Genomic DNA, 24360 nt, shown 5'->3' with positions numbered 1-24360 from the left:
CGCCGCGACCCGGGGTCGCCGCCGCAGTCTCGGAGGAAGGACATGAGCAACATTCAGGACATCATCGAGCAGGCCTTTGAGGACCGGGCCAGCTTCACCCCGGCAAACGCCCCGGCGGACGTGCGCGATGCCGTCCAGGAAGCGCTGGCGCAGCTCGACCGCGGCGCGCTGCGGGTGGCGGAGAAGCGCGACGGCGACTGGCAGGTGAACCAGTGGCTGAAGAAGGCCGTACTGCTCTCCTTCCGGCTCGAGGACAACCAGACCATCGAGGCCGGCTATACCCGCTTCCACGACAAGGTGCCGTCCAAGTACGCCGCCTACAGCGACGAGATGTTCCGCCGCGACGGCGTGCGCGTGGTGCCCGACGCAACCGTGCGCCGGGGCGCCTACATCGCCCCCAGCGTGGTGCTGATGCCCTCCTTCGTGAACATCGGCGCCTATGTCGACTCCGGCACCATGGTGGACACCTGGTCCACTGTCGGTTCCTGCGCCCAGATCGGCAAGAACGTCCATCTCTCCGGCGGCGTCGGCATCGGCGGCGTGCTCGAGCCGCTGCAGGCGGCCCCCACCATCATCGAGGACAACTGCTTCATCGGCGCCCGATCCGAGGTGGTGGAAGGGGTCATCGTGGGCGAGGGCTCGGTCATCTCCATGGGCGTCTACATCGGCCAGAGCACCCGCATCTACAACCGCGAGACCGGCGAGATCACCTACGGCCGCATTCCCCCGGGCTCGGTGGTGGTCTCCGGCAACCTGCCCTCCAAGGACGGCAAGTACAGCCTCTACTGCGCGGTAATCGTCAAGCAGGTGGACGAGAGGACCCGCAGCAAGGTGGGCATCAACGAACTGCTCCGGGATATCTGATCTTTTGGATAGACAGGATTCACAGGATTAACAGGATTGGCTTTTGCCTTCAGTGCGATGGCACCGTGAGCGCGGCTTGATGCTGATTTTCCCTGCCGACTGGATGTTTCCGGGGTGGCGAGAGCATTCCCTATCCGCCCGGTATAACAGCTCGACTCAATAATCATGTAAATCCTGTCAATCCTGTCTATTCCGAATGTTTAAAAAATGATCACCCTCTACGGCATCAGGAACTGCGATACGGTGCGCAAGGCGCGCCGGTGGCTGGACGCGCGCGGGGTGGAGTACCAATTCCACGACTTCCGGGCGGACGGCACCGATCCGGAGCGCTTTCGCGCCTGGCTCGCGGAGGTGGGCGAGGACAGGCTCATCAACCGCCGGGGACCCAGCTGGCGCAAGATTCCCGAGGCGGAGCGCACAGGGCTGGATGCCGCGGGACTGGTGCGGCTGATGGCGGCCAATCCCACCATCATCAAGCGCCCCGTGCTGGATCTCGGCGAGCGGCGCGAGGTTGGGTTTTCCGCGGATGCCTACGGAAGGCTGTTTCCGTGAGCGGCGCCCTCTCCCCCACCCTGGAACTGGCGCTTGAGCTGATCCGGCGCCCATCGGTCACCCCCGAGGACGCCGGGTGCCAGGCCCTGCTCCTGGAGCGCCTGGAGCGGCTCGGCTTCCGCACGGAGCGGCTGCGTTTCGGCGCAGTGGAGAATTTCTGGGCCCGGCGCGGTGAACAGGGTCCGGTTCTCGCCTTCGCCGGTCATACCGACGTGGTGCCGCCCGGTCCCGAGGCACGCTGGAGCTCCCCCCCCTTCACACCCGAGATTCGCGACGGCATTCTCTACGGCCGCGGCGCGGCCGACATGAAGGGCAGCATCGCCGCCATGGTCACCGCCGTCGAACGGTTCCTCATCCGCCACCCTGAACCGGCCGGCGCCATCGCCTTCCTCATCACCGCCGACGAGGAGGGCCCCGCCGTGGACGGCACGGTGCGAGTGGTGGAGCACCTGGAGGCCCGCGGCGAAAAGATGGACTGGTGCCTGGTGGGAGAGCCCTCCAGCGAGGAGCGGCTCGGCGACGTCATCAAGAACGGCCGGCGGGGCTCCCTCGGCGGCCGGCTCGTGGTGCACGGCGTGCAGGGGCACGTGGCCTACCCGCACCTGGCGGACAACCCGGTCCACCGTTTCGCGCCGGCCCTGGCGGAACTGGCCGCCACCACCTGGGACGAGGGCAGCGGGGATTTCCCGCCCACCACCTTCCAGGTCTCCAACATCCACGCCGGCACCGGGGCCACCAACGTGATTCCCGGAGATCTGGAGGTGCAGTTCAACTTCCGTTTCTCCACCGCCGTCACCCAGACGGAACTGGAAGCACGGGTGGGAGCAATCCTCCAGCGCCACAAGCTGACCTACGATCTCAGCTGGAACCTGAGCGGCAATCCGTTCCTGACCCCCGCCGGCGCCCTGGTGGAGGCGGCCTGCGCCGCGGTGGCGGATACCACCGGCGAGCCGACCCGCCTCTCCACCGCCGGCGGCACTTCCGACGGACGCTTCATCGCCCCCACGGGCGCCCAGGTGGTGGAGCTCGGACCGGTGAACGCCTCCATCCACAAGGTGGACGAACACGTGATCGGGGCGGATCTCGATCGCCTGTCGCTGATCTATGAAGGCATCCTGGAACGCCTGCTGGCCCCCTCCTGACGCGGTGCCCGGTCGCGGACGCGGGGCATCCTCCGCCTGTGCGTCCGGCCGGACACGGCTCCCAGTACTCGCTCTCCTCCTGCTTCTCTCCGGGTGTGCGGAGCCAACCCGGCTGCCGCTCCTGGAGCCGGGTGCCGTGGTGCTGGCCTTCGGCGACAGCCTCACCTACGGCACCGGCGCCGCCCCCGGACTGGGCTACCCGGAACAGCTCGCCCGCCGTACCGGGCTGAGGGTAATCAACGCCGGTCGTCCCGGCGAGCTCAGCAGCGCGGGCGTCGAACGCCTGCCGGCGCTCCTGGAACGCCATCGCCCCGCCCTGGTGCTCATCTGCCACGGCGGCAACGATCTGTTGCGGTTGGAGAGCGGGAAGACGCTGCAACGCAACCTGTCGCGGATGGTGAAGCTGGCGCAGGCAAGCGGTGCGGCGGTGGCGCTCATCGGGGTGCCCAGGCCCGGGCTGCTGCTCTCGGTGCCCACGCTGTACCGGGAGGTCGCGGAGCAGGCCGGGGTGCCCCTGGAGGCGGAGGCGCTGGCGGAACTGGAGGGTGAGGAGACGCTCAAGGCGGATGCCGTGCACCTGAACGGCGCCGGCTACGGGGCGCTGGCGGCGGCCGTGGAAGTGCTTCTGCGGAAGAGCGGCGCCCTGCCGGAATAGTCCGCTCCGACCTTCAACGCCCCGGCAAGGCCGGATACCTCTTCAACCCTACCGCAGACAATTGCACTGACCGGGGTTTCTTCGGCGGATCCCCGGCATTCTCCGTGTGCGCCGTGGCGATAGAATCGGGGCCGCGTGTCCTAACACGCCAGCCGGCAGACGGCCACCATGTCGAGGAAGCGGACGCTGCGGGTGGTGACATCGATGACCCCGTCGTTGCGCAACTTGGTCAGCGCACGGCTCAGGGTCTCGGGAGCCAGGCCGAGGTAGTTGGCGATATCCTCGCGGCTCATGGGCAACGGGATCTCCTCGATCAGGCCATAGCGTTCACGCATGCGCTGATAGAGGCTGTTGAGGAAGCGCATCACCCGCTGCTCGGCCCGCAACCGCCGCACCAGCATCAGGGCATGCTCGTCCTGGCGAATCTCCTTGCCCAGTACGCGGAACATCTCCCGTTGCAGTCCGGGCACCAGCTCGGCCAGCTCGGAGAGCTTGGCGTAGGGCATCTCGCAGACCCAGGTGGTCTCCAGGGCGATGGCGTTGCAGGGATGCACCTCGTTGCCGATGGCATCCATTCCCAGCAGTTCGCCCACCAGGTGGAAACCGGTGATCTGCTCCTCGCCATCGTGGGTCAGGCCGTAGGTCTTCACCGAGCCGCTCTGCAGGGCGAACAGGGAATTGAAATCCTCCCCGGCACGGTAGATCAGGTCACCCTTCTGGAAGGGGCCGCGGCGCTGGACCAGGCTGCTCAGGGATTCGAGATCGGACTCGGCCAGGCTGGTGGGCAGGCACAGGCGCCGGACGGCGCACTCCTCGCACGCGCGCTTGACGTGCACGAGGCGGATATTTGCAGAGCTCTTGGCCATGGTCGCTATGGTGGGCAGTCATTGACACAATATTAGACCTAGTCTAACAGCCTCGGTTCGTGAATCCAGCCCGTTTTTTACGCGTTCCGCCGGAATGCACCGCCATTGTCCGGCCGGCCCGTCACCAGGCGAAGGACTGTCCCTCCGGCAACCCCAGTTCCCGGCGCAGAAAACCGAGGAACGGGTTGTCGCGAAGCTCACTCCCGAGGGTCGTCACCGGACCGTGACCGGAGTGGACGCGCAGCTGGCCCGGGAGCCTGAACAGCCGGCGCAGGCTCTCGTGCATCAGGTCCGGGTCGCTCATGGGGAAGTCCGTGCGGCCGATGCTGCCGGAGAATACGGTGTCGCCCACGAAGATGTCCGTGTCGGTATACCAGCAGCCCTGCCCCGGGGTGTGTCCCGGGGTGGAGAGGAAATGCAGGGTGGTTTCGCCCAGGGTGACGCTGGCGCCGTCTTCCACCTCATGATCGATACGTCCGCAGCGGCGATTGAGCTGGGGCATGCCGAACCAGTCACCCTGGCTGGGAAGCGCTTCGAACAGGGGCCGCTCGAGCGCCGGAAGATAGGTGGGCGCATCGAAGTGCTGCTGCAGGGTCACCAGGGCGCCCGCGTGATCCACGTGGCCGTGGGTCAGCAGGATCGCCCGCACGTCGGGGCGGGGATCGAGCGCCTCCAGCCGGCGCACCAACTCGTCCGACTCGCCGGTATCGATGATGGCGCACGCCCCGCTGGCTTCGTCCCGGACCAGGTAGGTGTTGACCTGGAACAATCCCACGGTGAAGCACTCGATGTTCATATTCCCTCTTCCCGCCTGTCTGCCGCGTCAATCGCCGGAACGCGCCCCCGGTAACGATCCCACAACCGGGGGACTGCCGCAATCAACAGCGGTGGTCTATTGTTAAGCAGTGAGACCGGCTTTACGTCCGAGGGGATCATGACGCGCACCCTGCACCTGCTGCTGCCGGACACCGACACCTGCAAGGCCGTGGTCGAGGCCCTGTCCGGGGCCGACATTCCCGACCGCCATCTCCATGTCATCGCCAATCACACGACCCCCCTGGAAGGATTGCACGAGGCCACGTTCCTGCAGCGCAGCGAATTCGCCCGCGGCGTCGAATATGGACTCGGGGTCGGGGGCGCGGCCGGCCTGCTGGGCGGACTGCTGGCGGTGACCTTCCCCCCCGCGGGCCTGCTGCTGGGCGGGGGAGCCATCCTGGCGGCGGCACTCGCCGGCGCCGGAGCCGGGGCCCTGGTGGCCGGCCTGGTGGCGAAGGATATCCCGAACCGCAAGCTCGCGGAGTACGAGGAGGCCATCGCCGCGGGCCGGCTGCTGCTGCTGGTGGAGGTGCCGCGCACCCGCCTGGAGGAGATCACCGCCCTGATCCGGGAGGTGGAGCCCGACGCCGACATCGGCGTCAGCCATCCGACAGCCGCGGGGAACCCGGCAGCCGGCGTGGAATCGAACGAGGAAACACCCTGACGGTCACCTGCACGGAGGGACCATGACGACAATCAAGCGACTGCTGAAGGAACTGGAGGAGCATTCCGCCGGAGACATGACCGCGCGGGAATTCGCTGTGCGGCTGCCGGTGAAGGACGCCGCCCGCCTGGCGGCGCTGGCGGAGATGTACCCGCGCAAATCCGAGGCCCAGCTCGTCACCGAACTGCTGTCGGCCGCCCTGGACGAGCTGGAAGCGAGTTTCCCCTATCTCCAGGGGCCACGGGTGGTTGCCGAGGACGAATTCGGCGATCCCATCTACGAGGACCTGGGCCCCAGCCGCCGTTTCGTCGATCTGACCCGCAAGTATTCAGCCCTGCTGAGCGGTGACGCGACGGAGGAAGGGGCGCCCCAGGAGTCCACCGGCTGAGAGCCCGGACCGGTCCCGCCGCGGCAGCGATGCGCGGGCGGACAGGTCTCCGACCCGGGCCATCGCCGCCAGCCGGACAACCCGCCGGCGCCTGGCAGTTGCCCCGTCGCCTGATTCGCTGCCCGACTAGTTGCCGCCGGGCCCCATCTTGCGCACGATGCGCATGGCCATCTCCAGTGCCTGCTCGTAGTTCAGGCGCGGATCCACCTGGGTCCGGTAGGCACGCACCAGATCCGCCTCGCCCAGGCCCCGGGCTCCCCCCACGCACTCGGTGACATCATCCCCGGTGAGCTCGAAGTGCACTCCACCCAGGTGGCTGCCGAGCTCGGCGTGGATGTCGAAGGACTGTTCCAGCTCCGAGAGTATGTTTTCGAAGCGGCGGGTCTTGTAGCCGTTGGAGGTGGTCTCGGTATTGCCGTGCATGGGATCGCACATCCACAGCACGCGCTTGCCCGTGGCCCGGACCGCCTCGATAAGGCCGGGCAGACCGTCGGCGATCTTGCCCGCGCCGTAGCGGTGAATCAGGATCAGGCGCCCGGGCTCATCGTCGGGATTGAGGATCTCCACCAGCGCCTGGACCCACTCCGTGGACATGCCCGACCCCACCTTCACGCCGATGGGATTGCTGATGCCGCGGAAGTACTCGACGTGGGCGCCATCCACGTCCGCGGTGCGCAGGCCGATCCAGGGCAGATGGGTGGAGAGGTTGTACCAGCCGGTTCGATGGGGCACCTGCCGGGTCTGGGCCTGCTCGTAGTGCAGGTGCAGGCCCTCGTGGCTGGTGAAGAACTGGACCCGCCCCAGGGCGTCGACGCGGGAGCCGGCCAGGGTCTCCATGAAGCGCAGGGAGCCGCCCAGGGAGTCCACCACCCGCTGGTAGTCGTCGGCCAGCGGCGAGTGCTTCACGAACTCCAGGTTCCAGTTCTCGGGGTGATGCAGGTCGGCGAAGCCGCAGTCCACCAGGGCGCGGATGAAGTTCAGCGTCATGGCCGCCCGTCCGTAGCCGCGCATCAGGCGGACGGGATCGGGCGTGCGGTCGGCCTCGGTGAAGTCGGGGCCGTTCACCAGGTCACCCCGGTAGCTCGGCAGGGTGACCCCGTCGCGGGTCTCCAGGTCGGCCGAGCGGGGCTTGGCGAACTGCCCGGCGATGCGGCCCACCCGGGTCACTGGCTTGCGCAGCCCGTGCACCAGCAGCAGGCTCATCTGCAGCAGGATCTTGAGCTTGTTGGTGATGATGGGCGAGGAGCAGTCGTCGAAATTCTCCGCGCAGTCCCCTCCCTGGAGCACGAAACGCCGCCCCTCGGCCGCTTCCGCCAGCTGCGACTTCAGCGCCTCCACTTCCCAGGAAGTGACCAGCGGCGGCAGGTTGGAGAGCTGCGCCACCATGCGGTTGAGGGCCTCTTCCGAGGGATAGGTGGCCTGCTGGGCGGCCGGCCTGGCCTGCCAGGATGTGGGTGTCCAGTCGTTCATCACGTCACGGTTTCCAGGGGGGCCGGCCCACTGGCCGATCCCGAAAAATTGTCAATTATGCAGCGGGTTACATTTCATGACCAGCACTGACTGATGCCCGGACGCCACGCCGGGAGCCCGGGCCGGCCTGCCGACGGGCGGGAACTGCGGGTTGAGACCGGCAAGCTGCGCAATCCGCGCGGGCCATGGACCGACAGCCTTGCCGGGCCGCCACGCAGCGGCGGGAGGCATCAGCGCCTCCCGCCGCGGGCAGCCATCAGGCAGCGGACACGTTCTCCGCCAGGTAGATCCAGGTCTCCAGAACCGAGTCGGGGTTGAGGGACACGCTGTCGATCCCCTGCTCCATGAGCCACTTGGCCAGGTCCGGGTGATCCGAGGGTCCCTGGCCGCAGATGCCCACATACTTGTTCTGGGCGCGGCAGGCCTCGATGGCCCGTCCCAGCAACGCCTTCACCGCCGGGTTGCGCTCGTCGAACAGGTGGGCGATGAGGCCCGAGTCGCGGTCCAGCCCCAGGGTCAGCTGGGTCAGGTCGTTGGAGCCGATGGAGAAGCCGTCGAAATGCTTCAGGAACTCGTCGGGGATGAGCGCGTTGGCCGGGATCTCGCACATCATGATGAGGCGCAGTCCGTTCACGCCGCGCTCCAGCCCGTTGGCTGCCAGCAGCTCGACCACCTGGGCGGCCTCGTCCGGGGTGCGCACGAACGGGATCATGATCTCCACGTTGGTGAGCCCCATCTCGTCGCGCACCCGCTTCAGCGCCCGGCACTCGAGATCGAAGCAGTCGCGGAAGCTCTCGGAGACATAGCGCGAGGCGCCGCGGAAGCCCAGCATGGGATTCTCCTCGTGGGGCTCGAACTGGTCGCCGCCGATGAGGTTGGCGTACTCGTTGGACTTGAAGTCGGACATGCGCACGATGACCGGCTTCGGATGGAACGCCGCGGCCAGGGTGCTGATGCCCTCGGCCAGGCGATCCACGTAGTAGCTCACCGGGTCCGCGTAGCCGGAAGTGTAGTCGTCGATGGTCGCCTTCAGGTCGGCGGGCATGTCGGCATAGTTGAGCAGGGCCTTCGGGTGAATGCCGATCATGCGGTTGATGATGAATTCCAGCCGCGCCAGGCCGATGCCGGCGTTGGGCAGGAACTGGAAATCGAAGGCGCGATCCGGATTGCCCACGTTCATCATGATCTTGAACGGCAGCGGCGGCATCTTGTCCAGCTCGATGGTCTTGATGTTGAAATCGAGCAGGCCGGCGTAGATGTTGCCGGTGTCGCCCTCGGCGCAGGAGACGGTGACCTCGGCCCCGTCGGCCACCTTTTCCGTGGCGTCGCCGCAGCCCACCACGGCGGGAATGCCGAGCTCACGGGCGATGATGGCCGCATGACAGGTGCGCCCGCCGCGGTTGGTGACGATGGCCGAGGCCCGCTTCATGATCGGCTCCCAGTCGGGGTCGGTCATGTCGGTGACCAGCACGTCGCCCGGCTGCACCTTGTGCATGTCGCGGATGTCGTTGAGGATGCGCGCCGCGCCCTTGCCGATGCGCTGGCCGATGGCGCGGCCCTGCGCCAATACCGGACCGCTGCCGCTCAGGTGATAGCGCTCGATGACCCGGCCGGAGTCGCGGCTCTTCACCGTCTCCGGACGGGCCTGGACGATGTAGAGGCGGCCGTCGTCGCCGTCCTTCGCCCACTCCACGTCCATGGGCCGGCCGTAGTGCCGCTCGATGGTGAGCGCCATCCGGCCGAGTTCCTCCACATCCGCGTCGTTGATGCAGAACCGGCGCCGGTCGGCGTCCGCGACGTCCACGGTGGCCACGCTGCGCCCATGCCCGGTGTCGTCGGTGTAGATCATCTTGATGGCCTTGCCGCCCAGGTTCCGGCGCAGCACCGCCGGGCGCCCGGCGGACAGGGTCGGCTTGTGGACGTAGAACTCGTCGGGGTTCACCGCGCCCTGGACGACGGTCTCGCCCAGTCCGTAGGCGGCGGTGATGAACACCACGTCGTTGAAGCCCGACTCGGTATCCATGGTGAACATCACGCCGCTGGCGCCGCTCTCGCTGCGCACCATGCGCTGGATGCCGGCGGACAGCGCCACCTGGCGGTGGTCGAACGACTTGTGCACCCGGTAGGCGATGGCGCGGTCGTTGAACAGCGAGGCGAAGACGTGCTTCACGGCCAGCAGCACGCTGTCCAGGCCGCGCACGTTGAGATAGGTCTCCTGCTGCCCGGCGAAGGAGGCGTCCGGCAGGTCCTCGGCGGTGGCGGAGGAGCGTACCGCCACGGCGATGCCCTCCCCCTCGCGCGACTCGAGTTCCCGGAAGGCGCCGGTGATGGCCTGCTCCAGTTCGGGCTTGAACGGCGCGTCCACGATCCACTGGCGGATCTCGGCGCCGGTGCCGGCCAGCGTCTCCACGTCGTCCACGTCGAGGCGATCCAGTGCATCGTGGATGCGTTCCGCCAGGCCGCCGGTTTCGAGAAACTCGCGGTAGGCGGTGGCCGTGGTGGCGAAGCCGCCGGGGACATGGACCCCGGCGGAAGCGAGGTTGCTGATCATCTCGCCCAGCGAGGCGTTCTTGCCACCCACGCGTTCAACGTCATCCATTCCGACTTCGTTGAACCACACTACGTAGTCTTGCACCGGATTTCTCCCTCTTGCCTCAATTGATCAATACTCAGCCACCCGTCCCCTGATGACGAGACTTCAGACAGTGGCACGAACCGTCTTCTTCATTTCCGACCGCACCGGCATCACGTCCGAGACCCTGGGCCACAGCCTGCTGACCCAGTTCGAGAACATCGAGTTCAACCTGGTCCGGCTGCCCTATCTCGATACGCCCGAGAAGGCCCGCAAGCTCGTGCGCCTCATCGAGGACGCCCATGCCCACGAGGGCCAGCGCCCCATCGTCTTCAGCACCCTGCTGGATGACGAAATCCGGGTCATCGTCTCCCGTAGCCAGGCGCTCATGCTGGACTTCTTCGACACCTTCATCGGTCCCCTGGAGCAGGAACTCGGGGTGGAGTCCACCCACAAGGTCGGACGCTCCCACGGCGTCGGCGATTTCGCCATCTACAACGCCCGCATCGAGGCGGTCAACTACGCCCTGGCCCATGACGACGGCGTCAGCACCCAGCACTACGGCGCGGCGGACATCATCCTGCTGGGCGTCTCCCGCTCGGGCAAGACGCCCACCTGCCTCTACCTGGCCCTGCAGTTCGGGGTGCGCGCGGCCAACTACCCGCTGACCGAGGAGGACCTGGATCGCGACGCCCTGCCCAGCGTGCTGATTCCCTACAAAAAGAAACTGTTCGGCCTGCTCATCGATGCCCGGCGGCTGCAGCAGATCCGCGAACAGCGCCGCCCCAACAGCCGCTACGCCTCGCCCCAGCAGTGCCGGGACGAGGTGCGGCGCATCCAGCAGATGTTCCGCAGCGAACGGATGCCCTTCATCGACACCACCAACCGCTCCATCGAGGAGATCGCCACCACGGTGATGGCCGAAACCGGCATCCAGCGCCAGCATTTCTGAGACGCCCCGCCCGCCGGCTGGATATTGTACCGCAACATAAGCCGAATTTATCGATCCTATCAGTATCATGCAAGGACGGATGCCACCGGCCCGGGCGGGCGCTCCAAAGGGCTCACCACGAAGTCACGAAGGGCACGCAGAGAACCAGCACACAGAGGCACCCTTGCCCCGATCCGTCGTTCCACCTATTCTTTCCGGTCTTTCGTAAGTCGAGGAGAAACCGTCATGTCCGCCCCCACCGACCGCGTCATGTTCATCTTCCCCGGCCAGGGATCCCAGTACCCCGGCATCGGCAGCGACCTGTACGCGGAATATGCGACGGCCCGGAGCGTCTACGACCGGGCCAGCGAAATCCTGGGCTTCGACATGGCGGAGCTCTCCTTCCGCGATCCCCAGGGCGAGATCAACCTCACCCGCAACACCCAGCCGGTGCTGCTCACCCACCACATCGCCTGCCTGCGGGTGTTCCAGGACCTCACCGACGGGCGGGTGACGCCCCATGCCGCCGCCGGCCACAGCCTCGGCGAATACTCCGCCCTAGTGGCCGCGGGCAGCCTGGCCTTCGAGGACGCCCTGCGCCTGGTGCGCCAGCGCGGCGAACTGATGGGGACCTACGGCGAGGGGGAGATGCTGGCCGTGCCCATGGACGTGGAGACGGTGCGGCCGCTGGCCGACAAGCACTTCTGCGGCATCGGCGGGCGCAACCTGCCGGACCAGACGGTGGCCGCCGGGGCCGGCAGCGATCTCGACGCCCTGGAGGCGGAGCTGGCCGAGCTCTTCCCGCGCAAGCGCACCGTGCGCCTCAAGACCGAAGGCGCCTTCCACACCTACTACATGGTGGAGGCCGCGCGCCGTTTCCGGCCGGTCCTGGACGAGGCGGAAATGGGTACCCCCGGGTGCAGGGTGCTCTCCAACTACACCGGCGGCTTCCACGAGGAGGATCCGGGCATCATCAAGGCCCGGCTGTTCTTCCAGCTGTTCCACCCGGTGAACTGGATCGGCTGCCTGGAGACGGCGCTGGCCGACGGTGACGGCATCACCGCCTTCGTGGAGTTCGGCGGCGGCATCGGCTCCGGCGAGACGCCGGCCGAGAAGCGCCCCAACCTGGAGAGCATCCTCAAGAAGGCGACCCGGCGCATGGAACAGGCCCCGGCCTACTTCCCCGCCATCAACACCGCCACCCTCGCCGAGACCGCCGCGGCGCTGGGCGGCTGAGCGAGGCCCCACGATCTCTGCGGCGGGAAAGAAAACATCTTTTCCACCGCAGATTACGTTGATTAGCGTGGATTTTTTTGCGTCGGGGATAGCGGCCCATCGAGCCCGGTCGTGATTTATCCCCGGGGTTACGGGGACCCATCCGGGCAGGTAATCCGACGATTTGCCCTGTACATTGCAGGTTGGTATTGCAGGAACAATCTGCGCAAATCAACGTAATCTGCGGTCGATCTTCTTTTTCCGGTGACTTCGGGCTGCGCGAAGGCAGCCGGTTGACTCTCTGCTCGACTCATTCGGGGATGTGACGACATGATGCGCTTCCAGTCCCTCGAGAATGCCTTTTTCCTGGCCCTGCTGCTGCTGGTCACCGCCGCGTTCCTGGGGGTGGTGCAGGACTTCCTCCAGCCGGTCTTCTGGGCGGCGCTGCTCGCCAGCCTGTTCCATCGGCTCTACGTGCGCTGGCTGCCGGCGCTGGGAGGGCGCGAGTCGCTGACCGCCGCATTGACCCTGCTGTTCATCCTGCTCATCGTCATCCTGCCGCTGATCCTGGTGGGGCTGGCGGTCACCCATGAATCGGCGCTGTTCTACCAGCGCATCACCAGCGGCGAGATCGATATCCAGAAACCGATCCGGTACGTGGAGCAGACCCTGCCGGCGGCGCGGGATTTCCTCGAGCGGCTCGGAGTGGACGCCCAGCGGCTCAAGGATGGGCTGTCGTCGGCGGCGGTGACGGGCAGCCGCTTCCTCGCCTCCCAGGCGGTGAACATCGGCCAGAACGCCCTGCGCCTGACGGTGATGTTCTTCGTCATGCTCTATCTGCTGTTCTTCTTCCTCCGCGACGGCTCCCGGCTGGTGGAGTCGCTGATTCACGTGCTGCCCATCGGCGATGAACGGGAGCGGCGCCTGTTCGCCAAGTTCGCCGAAGTCTCGCGCGCCACCCTCAAGGGCACCCTGGTGGTGGGCCTGGTGCAGGGCGTCCTGGGCGGTCTGCTGTTCTGGGCGGTGGGGATCGAGGCGGCGGTGTTCTGGGGCGTGGTGATGACCGTCCTGTCGGTGCTGCCGGCGGTGGGCGCGGGCCTGGTCTGGGCGCCCGCGGCGCTGTGGATGTTCGCGGCGGGAGAGCCGGTGAAGGGGCTGGTCATCGTGGGCTTCGGCGCCCTGGTGATCGGGCTGGTGGACAACCTGCTGCGGCCGCTGCTGGTGGGGCGCGACACCAAGATGCCGGACTACCTGATCCTGATCTCCACCCTCGGGGGGCTGGCGGGGCTGGGCATATCCGGCTTCGTCATCGGGCCCATCATCGCCGCCCTGTTCCTGGTGGCCTGGGAGATGTTCGTGGAGGAGTTCGGGAGCCACGCCCCCGCCACGCTCCAGGACGGCGGGGAGAATGGCGGGGACGCGGATGGCGGCGCGGAGGAAGCCGTAGCGGAGGAACCTTGATCGGCGGGCGGCCGGAGACTAGGGGCGCTTCAGGATCCCCGCGTACTCGCCCCTGAACGCCACCGCCGGCTCCCCGTCGGCCAGGATCCCGGCCTGCAGGGCCAGGCGGGCCTTGCCCCGCTCCTGCAGCCGCTGGATAAACCCCGGATAGTCATCCGGCAGGCTGCAGCGCACCTCGATATGGCGCTTCACCGGCCGCAGGTAGCGGATCTCGCCCGCCGAGAGGACGATCTGGGCGGCCAGCCCCAACTCCCCGAACTTCAGGTGCAGCAGGCCCCACCCGCACAGCGCGCAGGCGGAGTAGAGGCTGCCGCCGAAGGCGGTGCCGTGGATGTTGATATTGCGCTCGAAATCGGCGCTGAGCCCGAGCGACTCCCCGTCGTAGGCCTCCACCGCCACGCCCATGTGCCCCGACAGCGGCACCTCCCGGTGCAGCGTCGCCTCCAGCTCCGCGCAGCGCGCATCCCGTTCCCCAGTCATCGCCACTCCTTGTACTTGCCACTGCGGAAAAAGCGCTCACCACGGAGGCACGGAGGACACGGAGAAAAGGCGAAATACTCTATCCGCAGATTACGCAGATTACGCAGATTTGTTTTTCTGCTGGCGGACTTGGTGGATGTGACGACCGCGATGCCGTATACCGACCGCGGAAGTGTTGTTCCATGGTGGAAAGGCACAGAACAATCCAACTGCACGAAAACATCTGCGTAATCTGCGTAATCTGCGGATAAAAAGTCTTTTCTTCGTGTCCTCCGTGCCTCCGTGGTGAACAGAATCAGGCCTGTTCCAATTCCACGAGGGTGCCGCAGAAATCCTTGGGGTGGAGGAACAGGACCGGCTTGCCGTGGGCGCCGGTCTTCGGTTCGCCGTCGCCCAGCACCCGGGCACCCTGGGCCTTGAGGCGATCCCGGGCCGCCAGGATGTCGTCCACCTCGTAGCAGACGTGGTGAATGCCGCCACTGGCGTTCTTCTCCAGGAACCGGGCGATGGGAGAGCCCTCGCCCAGCGGGTGCAGCAGCTCGATCTTGGTATTGGGCAGTTCCACGAACACGGTGGTGACCCCGTGCGCGGGCAGGTCCACCGGCTCAGACACCCGGGCACCGAGCGTGTCGCGGTAGGTGGCCGTCGCCGCCGGCAGGTCCGGCACGACAATGGCCACGTGATTGAGTCGACCGATCATGGATAGTCTCCGAATGATATTAATAAATGAATAGACAGGATTTACAGGATTGACAGGATTTCAAGAAACAATCTGTCATCGACGGACAATACGGTTGGTCGACAAGAGCCAGTTACCAGTTACCAGTTACCAGTTACCAGTTACCAGTTACCAGTTACCAGTTACCAGTTACCAGTTACCAGTTACCAGTTACCAGTTACCAGTTACCAGTTACCCATAGCTTAAACCTGAAACCATATTAATCCTGTCAATCCTGTTAATCCTGTCTATATAAAAAAGTCACTCCGAGTCCGGCTCCTCGCCGAGGAACGCGGCGAGGAGCCGGCGGGCGGCCAGGGTGGGCGGGATGCGGCCCTCGGTCACCGCGGCCTCCAGCTCCGGCAGGCGTTCGCGCACGGCGGGGTGCTCCCTGAGCGCGGCCACCAGGTTGTCGGTGGTCTCGCTCCACATCCAGGTACGGGCCTGGGCGGCGCGGCGCGCGGCCAGCTCGCCCGAGGCGTCGAGCGTCTCGCGGTAGCGACCGATGGTCTCCCAGGTTTCCGGGATCCCGGCGCCGGTATGGGCGGAGCAGGCTTCGACCGGCACGGTCCAGTTCCGGCTGCGCGGGCGCAGCATGTGCAGGGCGTGGCGGTAGTCGGCCACGGTGCGGCGGGCGGCGCCGGCCAGATCACCGTCGGCCTTGTTCACCAGGACCAGGTCCGCCAGCTCCATGATGCCGCGCTTGATGCCCTGCAGCTCGTCGCCGCCCGCGGGCAGCAGGAGCAGCAGGAACAGGTCGGTCATCTCCGCCACGGCGGTCTCCGACTGCCCCACCCCCACCGTCTCGACGATGATGACGTCAAAGCCGGCCGCCTCGCAGGCCAGCATCGCCTCGCGGGTGCGCCGGGCCACGCCGCCCAGGGTGCCCCCCGCCGGAGAAGGCCGGATGAAGGCCTCGGGCCGGCGGGCGAGCTCCTCCATGCGGGTCTTGTCGCCGAGGATGGAACCGCCGGAGAGTGCCGAGGAGGGATCCACCGCCAGCACCGCCACCCGGTGGCCCCGGTCGATGACGTGCATGCCCAGCGCCTCGATGAAGGTGGACTTGCCCACGCCGGGCACGCCCGAGATCCCGATGCGGATGGAACGGCCCGTCAGGGGCATGAGCCGCTCGAGCAGCTCCGCCGCCCGTTCGCGGTGATCCGCCCGGGTGGACTCGATGAGGGTGATGGCGCGGGCGAGCGCCCGGCGCTCGCCCGCGTGGACTGCCTCCGCCAGGGCGGCCGCGGTGATATGCATCCGCTGTCCCGGTCTCCGTCGTCTACTCGAACTCGATGATGGCCTGGTCCACGGCGAGACTGGCGCCGGCCTCCGCCATCACCGCCTTGACCACACCGTCGCGGGCGGCGCGCAGGACATTCTCCATCTTCATGGCCTCCACCACCGCGAGCTCCTCGCCGGCCTTCACATCGTCCCCCTCCTCGACCGAGACCCTGACCAGCAGTCCGGGCATGGGCGAGAGCAGGAACCGGGACATGTCCGGCGGCGCCTTCTCGATCATGTGCCGATTAAGCTCGGCGGTCAGGGACGTGAGCACCTTGGCCTCGGCCTGCGAACCCCGGTGCAGGAGCCGGTAGGTGATGTTGTCCCGCTCCACCTGCATGCAGATCAGCTGGCCGTTGATGCTGCCGCGGAACAGGGGCTGGCCGAAGTGCCAGTCGCTCACCACCTCGTAGGTCTCGCCGTCGTGAGTGACCAGGCAGCGGTCCTCCACCGGCTTGATGACTACGGGGAACTCCTCACCCCCCATGACCACCACCCACTCGTCATGCACCTTCCGCTCCAGCCCCTTGAGCTGGCCGGAGATGGACGCGTAGAGATCCATGTAGCGGCGATGGACGGTGGCCGCGACCGCCACCAGCAGGGCCGGATCGTCATGGGGCACATCGGCCGGGTGGAAGCCGTCCGGGTACTCCTCGGCGATCATGTTGGTGGAAATGCGCCCTTCCACGAAGCGCGGATGCATCATCAGCGCCGAGAGGAAGCTCATGTTGTGGGACACGCCGCGGATGAGGAATTCGTCCAGGGCAGTGCGCATGTGCTCGATGGCCTGATCGCGGGTGGACCCGTAGGTGACGAGCTTCGCGATCATCGGATCGTAGAACATGGACACCTCACCGCCCTCGTAGACGCCGGTGTCCACGCGCACGTGGGGGCCCTCCTGCGGCGGCGCGTAGCGCACCAGCCGGCCCACGGACGGCAGGAAGTTGCGGAACGGATCCTCGGCATAGACACGCGCCTCGATGGCCCAGCCGGTGAGCGTCACATCGGCCTGGGCCAGCGGCAGCCGCTCACCGTCGGCGACGCGGATCATGAGCTCCACCAGGTCCAGCCCGGTGACCAGCTCGGTCACGGGATGCTCCACCTGCAGGCGGGTGTTCATCTCCAGGAAGTAGAAGTTCTTGTCCCGGTCGACGATGAACTCCACCGTGCCGGCGGACTGGTAGTCCACCGCCCGGGCCAGGGTGCAGGCCTGCTCGCCCATGGCCTTGCGGGTCTCCGGATCGATGAAGGAGGACGGGGCCTCCTCGATCACCTTCTGGTGGCGGCGCTGGAGCGAGCACTCGCGTTCGCCCAGGTAGATCACGTTGCCGTGGCTGTCGGCCAGCACCTGGATCTCGATGTGGCGCGGCTCGACGATGTACTTCTCGATGAACACCCGGTCGTCGCCGAAGCTGGACCGGGCCTCGCTGGTGGCGCGCTCGAACCCCTCGCGGCACTCCGCCTCGTTCCAGGCCACGCGCATGCCCTTGCCGCCGCCGCCGGCGGAGGCCTTGAGCATCACCGGGTAGCCGATGCCGGCGGCGATCTCCACCGCGTGGTCGGCGTCCCGGACCACGCCGGTGTAGCCCGGGATGGTGTTGACCCCGGCCTCCTCCGCCAGCTTCTTGGAGGTGATCTTGTCGCCCATGCTGACGATGGCGTGGCGCCTGGGGCCGATGAAGGCGATGCCGGCCCGGTCCAGCGCCTCGGCGAAGGCGGCATTCTCGGACAGGAAGCCGTAGCCCGGGTGGACCGCCTCGGCGCCCGTGTCCCTGCACGCCTGGATGATGCGATCCATCACCAGGTAGCTCTGGGCGGTGGGCGGGGGCCCGATGCAGACGGCCTCGTCGGCCATCTCCACGTGCAGGGCGTCCCGATCGGCCTCCGAGAAGACGGCGACGGTCTGGATGCCCATCCGGCGGGCGGTCTTGATGACGCGGCAGGCGATCTCGCCGCGGTTCGCAATCAGAATTTTCTTGAACATTGACGAGCTCCGCTCGGTGAGGGGTGAGGTGTTAGGGGTGAGGCAAAACAGCCTCCTGTCACCCCTCGCGCCTCACCCTTCACTCCTCACTCACAAAGGGATGTTGCCGTGCTTGCGCCAGGGGTTCTCGAGCTTCTTGTCCTTCAGCATCGCCAGGGAGCGGCAGATGCGCTTGCGCGTCGCGTGGGGCATGATGACGTCGTCGATGAAGCCGCGGTGGCCGGCGATGAAGGGGTTGGCGAACTTCTGCCGGTACTCCTCGGTGCGCGCCTCGATCTTCTCCTTGTCGCCGATATCCTGGCGGAAGATGATCTCCACCGCCCCCTTCGGGCCCATCACCGCGATCTCGGCCGACGGCCAGGCCAGGTTGACATCGCCGCGCAGGTGCTTGGAGCTCATCACGTCATAGGCGCCGCCGTAGGCCTTGCGGGTGATGACGGTGATCTTGGGCACGGTGCATTCGGCAAAGGCGTACAGGAGCTTGGCGCCGTGCTTGATGATGCCGCCGTACTCCTGGGCGGTGCCGGGCAGGAAGCCGGGCACGTCCACGAAGGTAACCACCGGGATGTTGAAGGCGTCGCAGAAGCGCACGAACCGGGCGGCCTTGATGGAGGAGCGGATATCCAGGCAGCCGGCCAGGACCATGGGCTGGTTGGCCACGATGCCCACCGTCGAGCCCTCCATGCGCCCGAAACCGGTGATGATGTTGCCGGCATAGTCGGGCTGGATCTCGAAGAAGTCGCCGTCATCCACCACCTTGGCGATGAGCTCCTTCATGTCATAGGGCTTGTTGGGGTTGTCCGGGACCAGGGTGTCCAGCGACATTTCCATGCGATCGGCGGGATCGGCGGTCGGCCGCACGGGTGGCTTCTCGCGGTTGTTGGCGGGCAGGAAGTCCATGAACTGGCGCAGCATGAGCAGCGCCTCCACGTCGTTCTCGAAGGCCCGGTCGGCGACGCCGGACTTGGTGTTGTGGGTTACCGCGCCGCCCAGCTCCTCGTGGGTCACCACCTCGTGGGTGACCGTCTTCACCACCTCGGGGCCGGTGACGAACATGTAGGAGGTATCCTTCACCATGAAGATGAAATCGGTCATGGCCGGCGAATAGACCGCGCCGCCGGCGCAGGGACCCATGATCATGGAGATCTGCGGCACCACCCCGGAGGCCATGACGTTGCGCTGGAACACGTCGGCATAGCCGGCCAGCGAGTCCACGCCCTCCTGGATGCGCGCGCCGCCGGAGTCGTTCAGACCGATCACCGGCGCACCCACCTTCATGGCGTGATCCATGATCTTGCAGATCTTTTCCGCGTGGGAGCCGGACAGCGAGCCGCCGAAGACGGTGAAATCCTGGCTGAAGACGAACACCAGCCGGCCGTTGATGGTGCCGTAGCCGGTCACGACGCCGTCCCCGGGGATGGACTGCCTGTCCATGCCGAAGTCGGTGCAGCGATGCTCCACGAACATGTCCCACTCCTCGAAGCTGTCGGGGTCGAGGAGCAGTTCGATGCGCTCGCGGGCGCTCAGCTTGCCCTTGGCGTGCTGCGCGTCGATACGGCGCTGACCACCACCCATGCGGGCCGCGGCGCGTTTTTCTTCGAGTTGCCGGATGATGTCGTGCATTGCCTTACCTTTCGTTGGTTAGACGCCGCGGCGTTCGCGGATGAGACGGATGACCTCGCTCGCAGCGACCGGTATGTTGCTGCCGGGGCCGTAGACGGCGGCCACACCGGCGTCGAGGAGCTGCTGGTAGTCCTGGGGCGGGATGACGCCCCCGCAGATGACCAGGATGTCCTCGCCGCCCCCGGCCCTGAGCGCCTCGATGAGCTGGGGCACGAGGGTCTTGTGGCCGGCGGCCTGGGATGAGACGCCCACCACGTGGACGTCGTTCTCGATGGCCTGGCGCGCGGCCTCCTCCGGGGTCTGGAACAGCGGTCCCACGTCCACGTCGAAGCCGATGTCGGCGAAGGCCGTGGCAATCACCTTGGCGCCGCGGTCGTGCCCGTCCTGGCCCAGCTTCACCACCAGCATGCGCGGGCGGCGCCCCTCGGCCTCGGCGAACGCCTCCACCTCCTGCTTGATCTTCATGAAACCCTCGTCCCCCTCGTAGGCGGAACCGTACACCCCGGAAATGGAACGCACCACGGCGCGGTGGCGGGTGAACACCTTCTCCAGGGCATCGGAGATCTCGCCCACCGTGGCCCGGGCGCGCGCCGCCTCCACCGCCAGCGCCAGCAGGTTCTCCCGGCCCGTCGCGGCCTTGGTGAGATTATCGAGCGCCGCCTGGCAGGCAGCATCGTCGCGGCTGGCGCGCACCTGCTGCAGGCGTCGGATCTGGGACTCGCGCACGGCGCTGTTGTCGATATCGAGAATATCCACCTGGGTATCCTCGGCGGGCTGGTAGCGGTTGACGCCCACCACCACTTCCTCGCCGCGGTCGATGCGGGCCTGGCGCCGGGCGGCGGCCTCCTCGATGCGCAGCTTCGGCAGACCCGCCACCACCGCCTGGGTCATGCCGCCCATCTCCTCCACCTCGCGGATCAGCCCGCGGGCGGCCTCCGCCAGGTCATGGGTCAGCCGCTCCACGTAGTAGGAGCCGGCCAGCGGGTCCACCACCTTGGTGATGCCGGTCTCCTCCTGCAGGATGAGCTGGGTGTTGCGGGCGATGCGGGCCGAGAAGTCGGTGGGCAGCGCCAGCGCCTCGTCGAAGGAGTTGGTGTGCAGCGACTGGGTGCCGCCGAGCGCCGCGGCCAGCGCCTCCACGGCGGTGCGCACCACGTTGTTGTAGGGATCCTGGCTGGTGAGGCTGACGCCCGAGGTCTGGCAGTGGGTGCGCAGCATCAGCGAACCGGGGTGCCCGGGCTGGAAGTGCTCCTGCATCAGCTCCGCCCACAGCAGCCGGGCGGCCCGCAGCTTCGCCACCTCCATGAAGAAGTTCATGCCGATGGCGAAGAAGAAGGAGAGGCGCGGCGCGAAGGCGTCCACGTCCAGCCCGCTCCGGATGGCAGCGCGCACGTACTCCAGTCCGTCGGCAAGGGTGTAGGCCAGCTCCTGCACGCAGGTGGCCCCCGCCTCCTGCATGTGGTAGCCGGAGATGGAGATGGGGTTGAAGCGCGGCATGTGCTGCGCGGTGTAGCCGATGATGTCGGCCACGATGCGCATGGAGGGCTCGGGCGGGTAGATGTAGGTGTTGCGGACCATGAACTCCTTGAGGATGTCGTTCTGCAGGGTGCCGGCGAGCAGTGCGGGCGCGACGCCCTGCTCCTCGGCGGCCACGATGTACATGGCCATCACCGGCAGCACCGCGCCGTTCATGGTCATGGAGACCGACATCTGGTCCAGCGGAATGCCGTCGAAGAGGATTTTCATGTCCTCCACGCTGTCGATGGCCACACCGGCCTTGCCCACGTCGCCCACCACCCGCGGATGATCGGAGTCGTAGCCCCGGTGGGTGGCCAGGTCGAAGGCCACCGACAGGCCCTTCTGCCCCGCCGCCAGGTTGCGGCGGTAGAAGGCATTGGACTCCTCGGCGGTGGAGAAACCGGCATACTGGCGCACGGTCCAGGGCCGCCCGGCATACATGGTGGCGCGGGGGCCGCGCACGTAGGGAGCGAACCCGGGCAGGGTGTCCGCGTGCGCCATGCCCTCGAGGTCGGCCGCCGTGTAGAGCGGCTTCACGGTGATGCCCTCGGGGGTATTCCAGTTCAGATCATCCGCTGACCGTCCCTTGAGCTCCTTGTTCGCCTGTGTATGCCAGTCTGCCAGGGTGCGTTCGGGAAACTCCGCCATACATCATTCTCCAGTTCCGGCCCCGGGGGGGCGGTCGAGCATTGAACAGGTAACGGCCCGGCAAGGGCGTGAATGCACCGGGCACGGGCGCCGCCCATGCCCTGCCGGGCTGAAAATCGGGCCCTCTAGGAGCCTGTCGGACTTGAGGCTGATCTACTGCGCCGGCGGGACAGCGGTCCATATGAAGCCGATTTTTCATTACATAGACCCACTATGCGCCTCAAAATCGGCCCCATCTGTCCTCGCTCTCCCACTCGGCTCGCTACGATCGCTCAAGTCCGACAGGCTCCTAGGTCCACCGGCGCCATCCGTGGACATGAAGGAGACCGTCTGCGCGCCCCGGGCGTCCTCTTCCGCTGTGTTCGCGGGGTGGAGCCGCCGCGCCCGGGCTCGTCAGTGGACCATGGACACCGCCCCGCCGCCGGCATTTTTCCGGCGGCGGGGCGGCGCGATTGAACCTCAGTGCTTCCTGGCGTAGCCGATGCTGCTCAGGGCAGCGGAAATCTCGCCGAGGATGGACGGATCGTCGATGGTGGCCGGCATCTTGTACTCCTCGCCGTCGGCGATTTTCTTCATGGTGCCACGCAGGATCTTGCCCGAGCGGGTCTTGGGCAGGCGATCGACGACGGTCACCGTCTTGAAGGCGGCGACGGGGCCGATTTTTTCGCGCACCAGCTGCACCAGCTCCTTCCTGATGGCGTCCTCCTCCCGCCGTACGCCCGCCTTCAGGCAGACGAAGCCGAGGGGAAGCTCACCCTTCAGGGTGTCGGCCACGCCGATGACGGCGCACTCGGCCACATCGGGGTGGGAGGCGAGGACCTCCTCCATGGCGCCGGTGGAGAGGCGGTGGCCGGCCACATTGATGATGTCGTCGATGCGGCTCATGATCCACAGGTAGCCGTCCTCGTCCTTGAAGCCGGCGTCACCGGTCAGGTAGTAGCCGTCGTAGGCGCTGAGATAGGACTTCACATAGCGCTCGTCGTTGCCCCACAGGGTCGGCAGGCAGCCGGGCGGCATGGGCAGCTTGATGACGATGCTGCCGATCTGGCCGGGCGCCATCTGCCTGCCGTTCTCGTCCAGCACCTGCACGTCGTAGCCGGGCACCGCGCGGGTGGGCGAGCCGGGCTTCACCGGCAGCTGCTCGATGCCCATCGGATTGGCGGCGATGGCCCAGCCGGTCTCGGTCTGCCACCAGTGGTCGATGACCGGCACGCCGAGCTGGGCCTCGGCCCAGAGCAGCGTATCGGGGTCGCAGCGCTCCCCGGCCAGGAACAGGTTCCGGAAGTGGGACAGGTCGTACTTCTTCAGCTGCTCGCCCTCCGGGTCCTCGCGCTTGATGGCGCGGAAGGCCGTGGGCGCGGTGAACAGCGTCTCCACCCGGTGCTGCTCGATGACCCGCCAGAAGGCGCCCGCGTCGGGGGTGCCCACCGGCTTGCCCTCGTAGATGACCGTGGTGCAGCCCTGCAGCAGGGGCCCGTAGACGATGTAGGAGTGGCCCACCACCCAGCCCACGTCGGAGGCGGCCCAGTAGACCTCCCCGGGCTCCACGTTGTAGATATGCTTCATGCTCCACTTCATGGCCACCGCGTGGCCGCCGTTGTCGCGCACCACGCCCTTGGGCATGCCGGTGGTGCCGGAGGTATAGAGGATGTAGAGGGGGTGGGTGGCCTCCACCGGCACGCAGTCCACCGGCTTGGCGGCGGCCACGGACTGCGCCCAGTCCAGATCGCGGCCCTCGGTCATGGCGGCCTTGGCCTGGGGGCGCTGGTAAATGACGGTATGGCGCGGCTTGGATGCGGCCATCTCGATGGCCTCGTCCAGCAGCGGCTTGTACTCCACCACCCGCTTCACCTCGATGCCGCAGGAGGCGGAGACGATGACCTTGGGCTTGGCGTCGTCGATGCGGGTGGCCAGCTCCTTGGCCGCGAAACCGCCGAACACCACCGAGTGGATGGCGCCGATGCGGGCGCAGGCGAGCATGGCCACGGCCGCCTCGGGAATCATGGGCATGTAGATGATGACCCGGTCGCCCTTCTCCACGCCGTGCTGCACCAGGACGCCGGCGAAACGGGCCACGTGGTCACGCAGTTCGCGGTAGGTGATGCTCTGGACCGTCCCGGTGACGGGGCTGTCGTAGATGATGGCGGGCTGGTCGCCGCGATGCCCGTCGGCATGCCGATCGACGGCGTTGTAGCAGGTATTCAGGAGGCCGCCGGCAAACCAGCGATAGAAGGGCTTCTTGGTGTCATCGAGCACCTTGTCCCACTTCCGGTCCCAATGGAGCTCCTCGGCCGCGTCGGCCCAGAAACCCTCCGGGTCGTTCATGGAGCGGCCGTAGACCTCCTCGTACTTCGTTGTCATGGAGACATCCCCCTGCGTGCTGGAATTTATCCGTCTGCACCCCGCCCGCCCGTGGCAACACCCGTTTCCCGCCCCCGGTCAGGGTCGGAAAAACGGATAAGGTGCGCGTCATCTTGTTGAAAACCCGGCCCGATACCCCGCCACTCGCAGG

General features: G+C 67.0%; 20 protein-coding genes. 9 read left to right on the top strand and 11 right to left on the bottom strand.

Annotated features, from left to right (window positions below):
• Window positions 1-42: 42 nt before the first annotated feature.
• The 4 genes from dapD to DFQ59_RS18060 all read left to right on the top strand — a co-directional run bounded on the left by dapD (window position 43) and on the right by DFQ59_RS18060 (window position 3213).
• Window positions 43-864: a 2,3,4,5-tetrahydropyridine-2,6-dicarboxylate N-succinyltransferase gene (gene dapD, locus DFQ59_RS18075; protein ID WP_114281139.1), complete on the top strand. Its 822-nt coding sequence runs from the start codon at window positions 43-45 to the stop codon at window positions 862-864.
• Window positions 865-1071: 207 nt separating this feature from the next.
• Window positions 1072-1416: an ArsC family reductase gene (locus DFQ59_RS18070; protein WP_114281138.1), complete on the top strand. Its 345-nt coding sequence runs from the start codon at window positions 1072-1074 to the stop codon at window positions 1414-1416.
• A complete protein-coding gene (gene dapE / locus DFQ59_RS18065) occupies window positions 1413-2558 on the top strand; it encodes a succinyl-diaminopimelate desuccinylase (protein WP_114281137.1) in 1146 nt (381 codons plus the stop codon). The genes DFQ59_RS18070 and dapE overlap by 4 nt, the downstream gene beginning before the upstream one ends.
• A gap of 136 nt (window positions 2559-2694) precedes the next feature.
• Window positions 2695-3213 carry a GDSL-type esterase/lipase family protein gene (locus tag DFQ59_RS18060; protein WP_245937317.1) on the top strand — a complete coding sequence of 173 codons (519 nt, stop codon included), beginning with the start codon at window positions 2695-2697 and terminating at the stop codon, window positions 3211-3213.
• A 140-nt stretch (window positions 3214-3353) separates the two neighbouring features.
• On the opposite strand, the gene DFQ59_RS18055 is transcribed toward DFQ59_RS18060, so the two are convergent.
• Both DFQ59_RS18055 and DFQ59_RS18050 read right to left on the bottom strand, forming a co-directional pair.
• Window positions 3354-4079, bottom strand: a complete 726-nt coding sequence (locus DFQ59_RS18055; protein ID WP_114281135.1) for a helix-turn-helix domain-containing protein — start codon at window positions 4077-4079, stop codon at window positions 3354-3356.
• 121 nt (window positions 4080-4200) lie between these two features.
• Entirely contained in the window at window positions 4201-4875 is a 675-nt protein-coding gene (locus tag DFQ59_RS18050; RefSeq protein ID WP_114281134.1) for an MBL fold metallo-hydrolase, read from the bottom strand.
• Between the two features lie 138 nt (window positions 4876-5013).
• On the opposite strand from DFQ59_RS18050, the gene DFQ59_RS18045 reads away from it, so the two are divergent.
• Complete coding sequence (locus DFQ59_RS18045; RefSeq protein ID WP_114281133.1) at window positions 5014-5559, top strand: DUF1269 domain-containing protein; 546 nt, start codon at window positions 5014-5016, stop codon at window positions 5557-5559.
• Window positions 5560-5581: 22 nt separating this feature from the next.
• The gene (locus DFQ59_RS18040) at window positions 5582-5947 is read left to right on the top strand and encodes a type 1 pili tip component (protein WP_114281132.1); all 366 of its coding nucleotides are present in this window, start codon (window positions 5582-5584) and stop codon (window positions 5945-5947) included.
• 126 nt (window positions 5948-6073) lie between these two features.
• On the opposite strand, the gene DFQ59_RS18035 is transcribed toward DFQ59_RS18040, so the two are convergent.
• Window positions 6074-7417 carry a class II 3-deoxy-7-phosphoheptulonate synthase gene (locus DFQ59_RS18035; protein ID WP_114281131.1) on the bottom strand — a complete coding sequence of 448 codons (1344 nt, stop codon included), beginning with the start codon at window positions 7415-7417 and terminating at the stop codon, window positions 6074-6076.
• A 256-nt stretch (window positions 7418-7673) separates the two neighbouring features.
• A complete protein-coding gene (gene ppsA, locus DFQ59_RS18030) occupies window positions 7674-10052 on the bottom strand; it encodes a phosphoenolpyruvate synthase (protein WP_114281130.1) in 2379 nt (792 codons plus the stop codon).
• A gap of 70 nt (window positions 10053-10122) precedes the next feature.
• Here ppsA and ppsR point away from each other — a divergent pair, with 70 nt between their 5' ends.
• The 3 genes from ppsR (at window position 10123) to DFQ59_RS18015 (ending at window position 13596) form a co-directional block, all read left to right on the top strand.
• On the top strand, window positions 10123-10941 hold the full coding sequence (gene ppsR / locus DFQ59_RS18025) for a posphoenolpyruvate synthetase regulatory kinase/phosphorylase PpsR (RefSeq protein WP_114281129.1): 819 nt from the start codon (window positions 10123-10125) through the stop codon (window positions 10939-10941).
• Between the two features lie 225 nt (window positions 10942-11166).
• The gene (locus tag DFQ59_RS18020; protein WP_114281128.1) at window positions 11167-12156 is read left to right on the top strand and encodes an ACP S-malonyltransferase; all 990 of its coding nucleotides are present in this window, start codon (window positions 11167-11169) and stop codon (window positions 12154-12156) included.
• 309 nt (window positions 12157-12465) lie between these two features.
• Window positions 12466-13596: an AI-2E family transporter gene (locus DFQ59_RS18015; RefSeq protein WP_114281127.1), complete on the top strand. Its 1131-nt coding sequence runs from the start codon at window positions 12466-12468 to the stop codon at window positions 13594-13596.
• Between the two features lie 18 nt (window positions 13597-13614).
• Here DFQ59_RS18015 and DFQ59_RS18010 read toward each other — a convergent pair whose 3' ends face one another.
• From DFQ59_RS18010 to DFQ59_RS17975, 7 genes are all read right to left on the bottom strand, one after another.
• Window positions 13615-14076: a YiiD C-terminal domain-containing protein gene (locus tag DFQ59_RS18010; RefSeq protein ID WP_114281126.1), complete on the bottom strand. Its 462-nt coding sequence runs from the start codon at window positions 14074-14076 to the stop codon at window positions 13615-13617.
• Window positions 14077-14371: 295 nt separating this feature from the next.
• Complete coding sequence (gene mce / locus DFQ59_RS18005; RefSeq protein WP_114281125.1) at window positions 14372-14776, bottom strand: methylmalonyl-CoA epimerase; 405 nt, start codon at window positions 14774-14776, stop codon at window positions 14372-14374.
• Window positions 14777-15055: 279 nt separating this feature from the next.
• Window positions 15056-16051, bottom strand: a complete 996-nt coding sequence (meaB, locus tag DFQ59_RS17995; RefSeq protein ID WP_114281124.1) for a methylmalonyl Co-A mutase-associated GTPase MeaB — start codon at window positions 16049-16051, stop codon at window positions 15056-15058.
• Window positions 16052-16073: 22 nt separating this feature from the next.
• The gene (locus tag DFQ59_RS17990; RefSeq protein ID WP_114281123.1) at window positions 16074-18059 is read right to left on the bottom strand and encodes an acetyl-CoA carboxylase biotin carboxylase subunit; all 1986 of its coding nucleotides are present in this window, start codon (window positions 18057-18059) and stop codon (window positions 16074-16076) included.
• 90 nt (window positions 18060-18149) lie between these two features.
• Window positions 18150-19682, bottom strand: coding sequence for an acyl-CoA carboxylase subunit beta (locus tag DFQ59_RS17985; protein WP_114281122.1), 1533 nt, complete (start codon window positions 19680-19682; stop codon window positions 18150-18152).
• An 18-nt stretch (window positions 19683-19700) separates the two neighbouring features.
• The gene (scpA, locus tag DFQ59_RS17980; RefSeq protein ID WP_114281121.1) at window positions 19701-21848 is read right to left on the bottom strand and encodes a methylmalonyl-CoA mutase; all 2148 of its coding nucleotides are present in this window, start codon (window positions 21846-21848) and stop codon (window positions 19701-19703) included.
• Between the two features lie 459 nt (window positions 21849-22307).
• The gene (locus DFQ59_RS17975; RefSeq protein ID WP_114281120.1) at window positions 22308-24209 is read right to left on the bottom strand and encodes a propionyl-CoA synthetase; all 1902 of its coding nucleotides are present in this window, start codon (window positions 24207-24209) and stop codon (window positions 22308-22310) included.
• Window positions 24210-24360: the final 151 nt, after the last annotated feature.

The sequence above is a fragment of the Thioalbus denitrificans genome (genome assembly GCF_003337735.1).
Lineage (GTDB): Bacteria > Pseudomonadota > Gammaproteobacteria > DSM-26407 > DSM-26407 > Thioalbus > Thioalbus denitrificans.
Note: the sequence above shows the minus strand (reverse complement) of the source record. Positions and strands in the feature narration are given on the sequence as shown.

Bases quoted from the DNA above. Each gene is read 5' to 3' on its own strand.
- DFQ59_RS17975 (WP_114281120.1), bottom strand. From the start codon at position 24,209: ATGACAACGAAGTACGAGGAGGTCTACGGCCGCTCCATGAACGACCCG.
- DFQ59_RS18045 (WP_114281133.1), top strand. From the start codon at position 5,014: ATGACGCGCACCCTGCACCTGCTGCTGCCGGACACCGACACCTGCAAG.
- DFQ59_RS17990 (WP_114281123.1), bottom strand. From the start codon at position 18,059: ATGTTCAAGAAAATTCTGATTGCGAACCGCGGCGAGATCGCCTGCCGC.
- DFQ59_RS17985 (WP_114281122.1), bottom strand. From the start codon at position 19,682: ATGCACGACATCATCCGGCAACTCGAAGAAAAACGCGCCGCGGCCCGC.
- scpA (WP_114281121.1), bottom strand. From the start codon at position 21,848: ATGGCGGAGTTTCCCGAACGCACCCTGGCAGACTGGCATACACAGGCG.
- meaB (WP_114281124.1), bottom strand. From the start codon at position 16,051: ATGCATATCACCGCGGCCGCCCTGGCGGAGGCAGTCCACGCGGGCGAG.
- mce (WP_114281125.1), bottom strand. From the start codon at position 14,776: ATGATCGGTCGACTCAATCACGTGGCCATTGTCGTGCCGGACCTGCCG.
- dapD (WP_114281139.1), top strand. From the start codon at position 43: ATGAGCAACATTCAGGACATCATCGAGCAGGCCTTTGAGGACCGGGCC.
- DFQ59_RS18040 (WP_114281132.1), top strand. From the start codon at position 5,582: ATGACGACAATCAAGCGACTGCTGAAGGAACTGGAGGAGCATTCCGCC.
- DFQ59_RS18015 (WP_114281127.1), top strand. From the start codon at position 12,466: ATGATGCGCTTCCAGTCCCTCGAGAATGCCTTTTTCCTGGCCCTGCTG.
- DFQ59_RS18050 (WP_114281134.1), bottom strand. From the start codon at position 4,875: ATGAACATCGAGTGCTTCACCGTGGGATTGTTCCAGGTCAACACCTAC.
- DFQ59_RS18070 (WP_114281138.1), top strand. From the start codon at position 1,072: ATGATCACCCTCTACGGCATCAGGAACTGCGATACGGTGCGCAAGGCG.
- DFQ59_RS18020 (WP_114281128.1), top strand. From the start codon at position 11,167: ATGTCCGCCCCCACCGACCGCGTCATGTTCATCTTCCCCGGCCAGGGA.
- DFQ59_RS18055 (WP_114281135.1), bottom strand. From the start codon at position 4,079: ATGGCCAAGAGCTCTGCAAATATCCGCCTCGTGCACGTCAAGCGCGCG.
- DFQ59_RS18035 (WP_114281131.1), bottom strand. From the start codon at position 7,417: ATGAACGACTGGACACCCACATCCTGGCAGGCCAGGCCGGCCGCCCAG.
- DFQ59_RS18010 (WP_114281126.1), bottom strand. From the start codon at position 14,076: ATGACTGGGGAACGGGATGCGCGCTGCGCGGAGCTGGAGGCGACGCTG.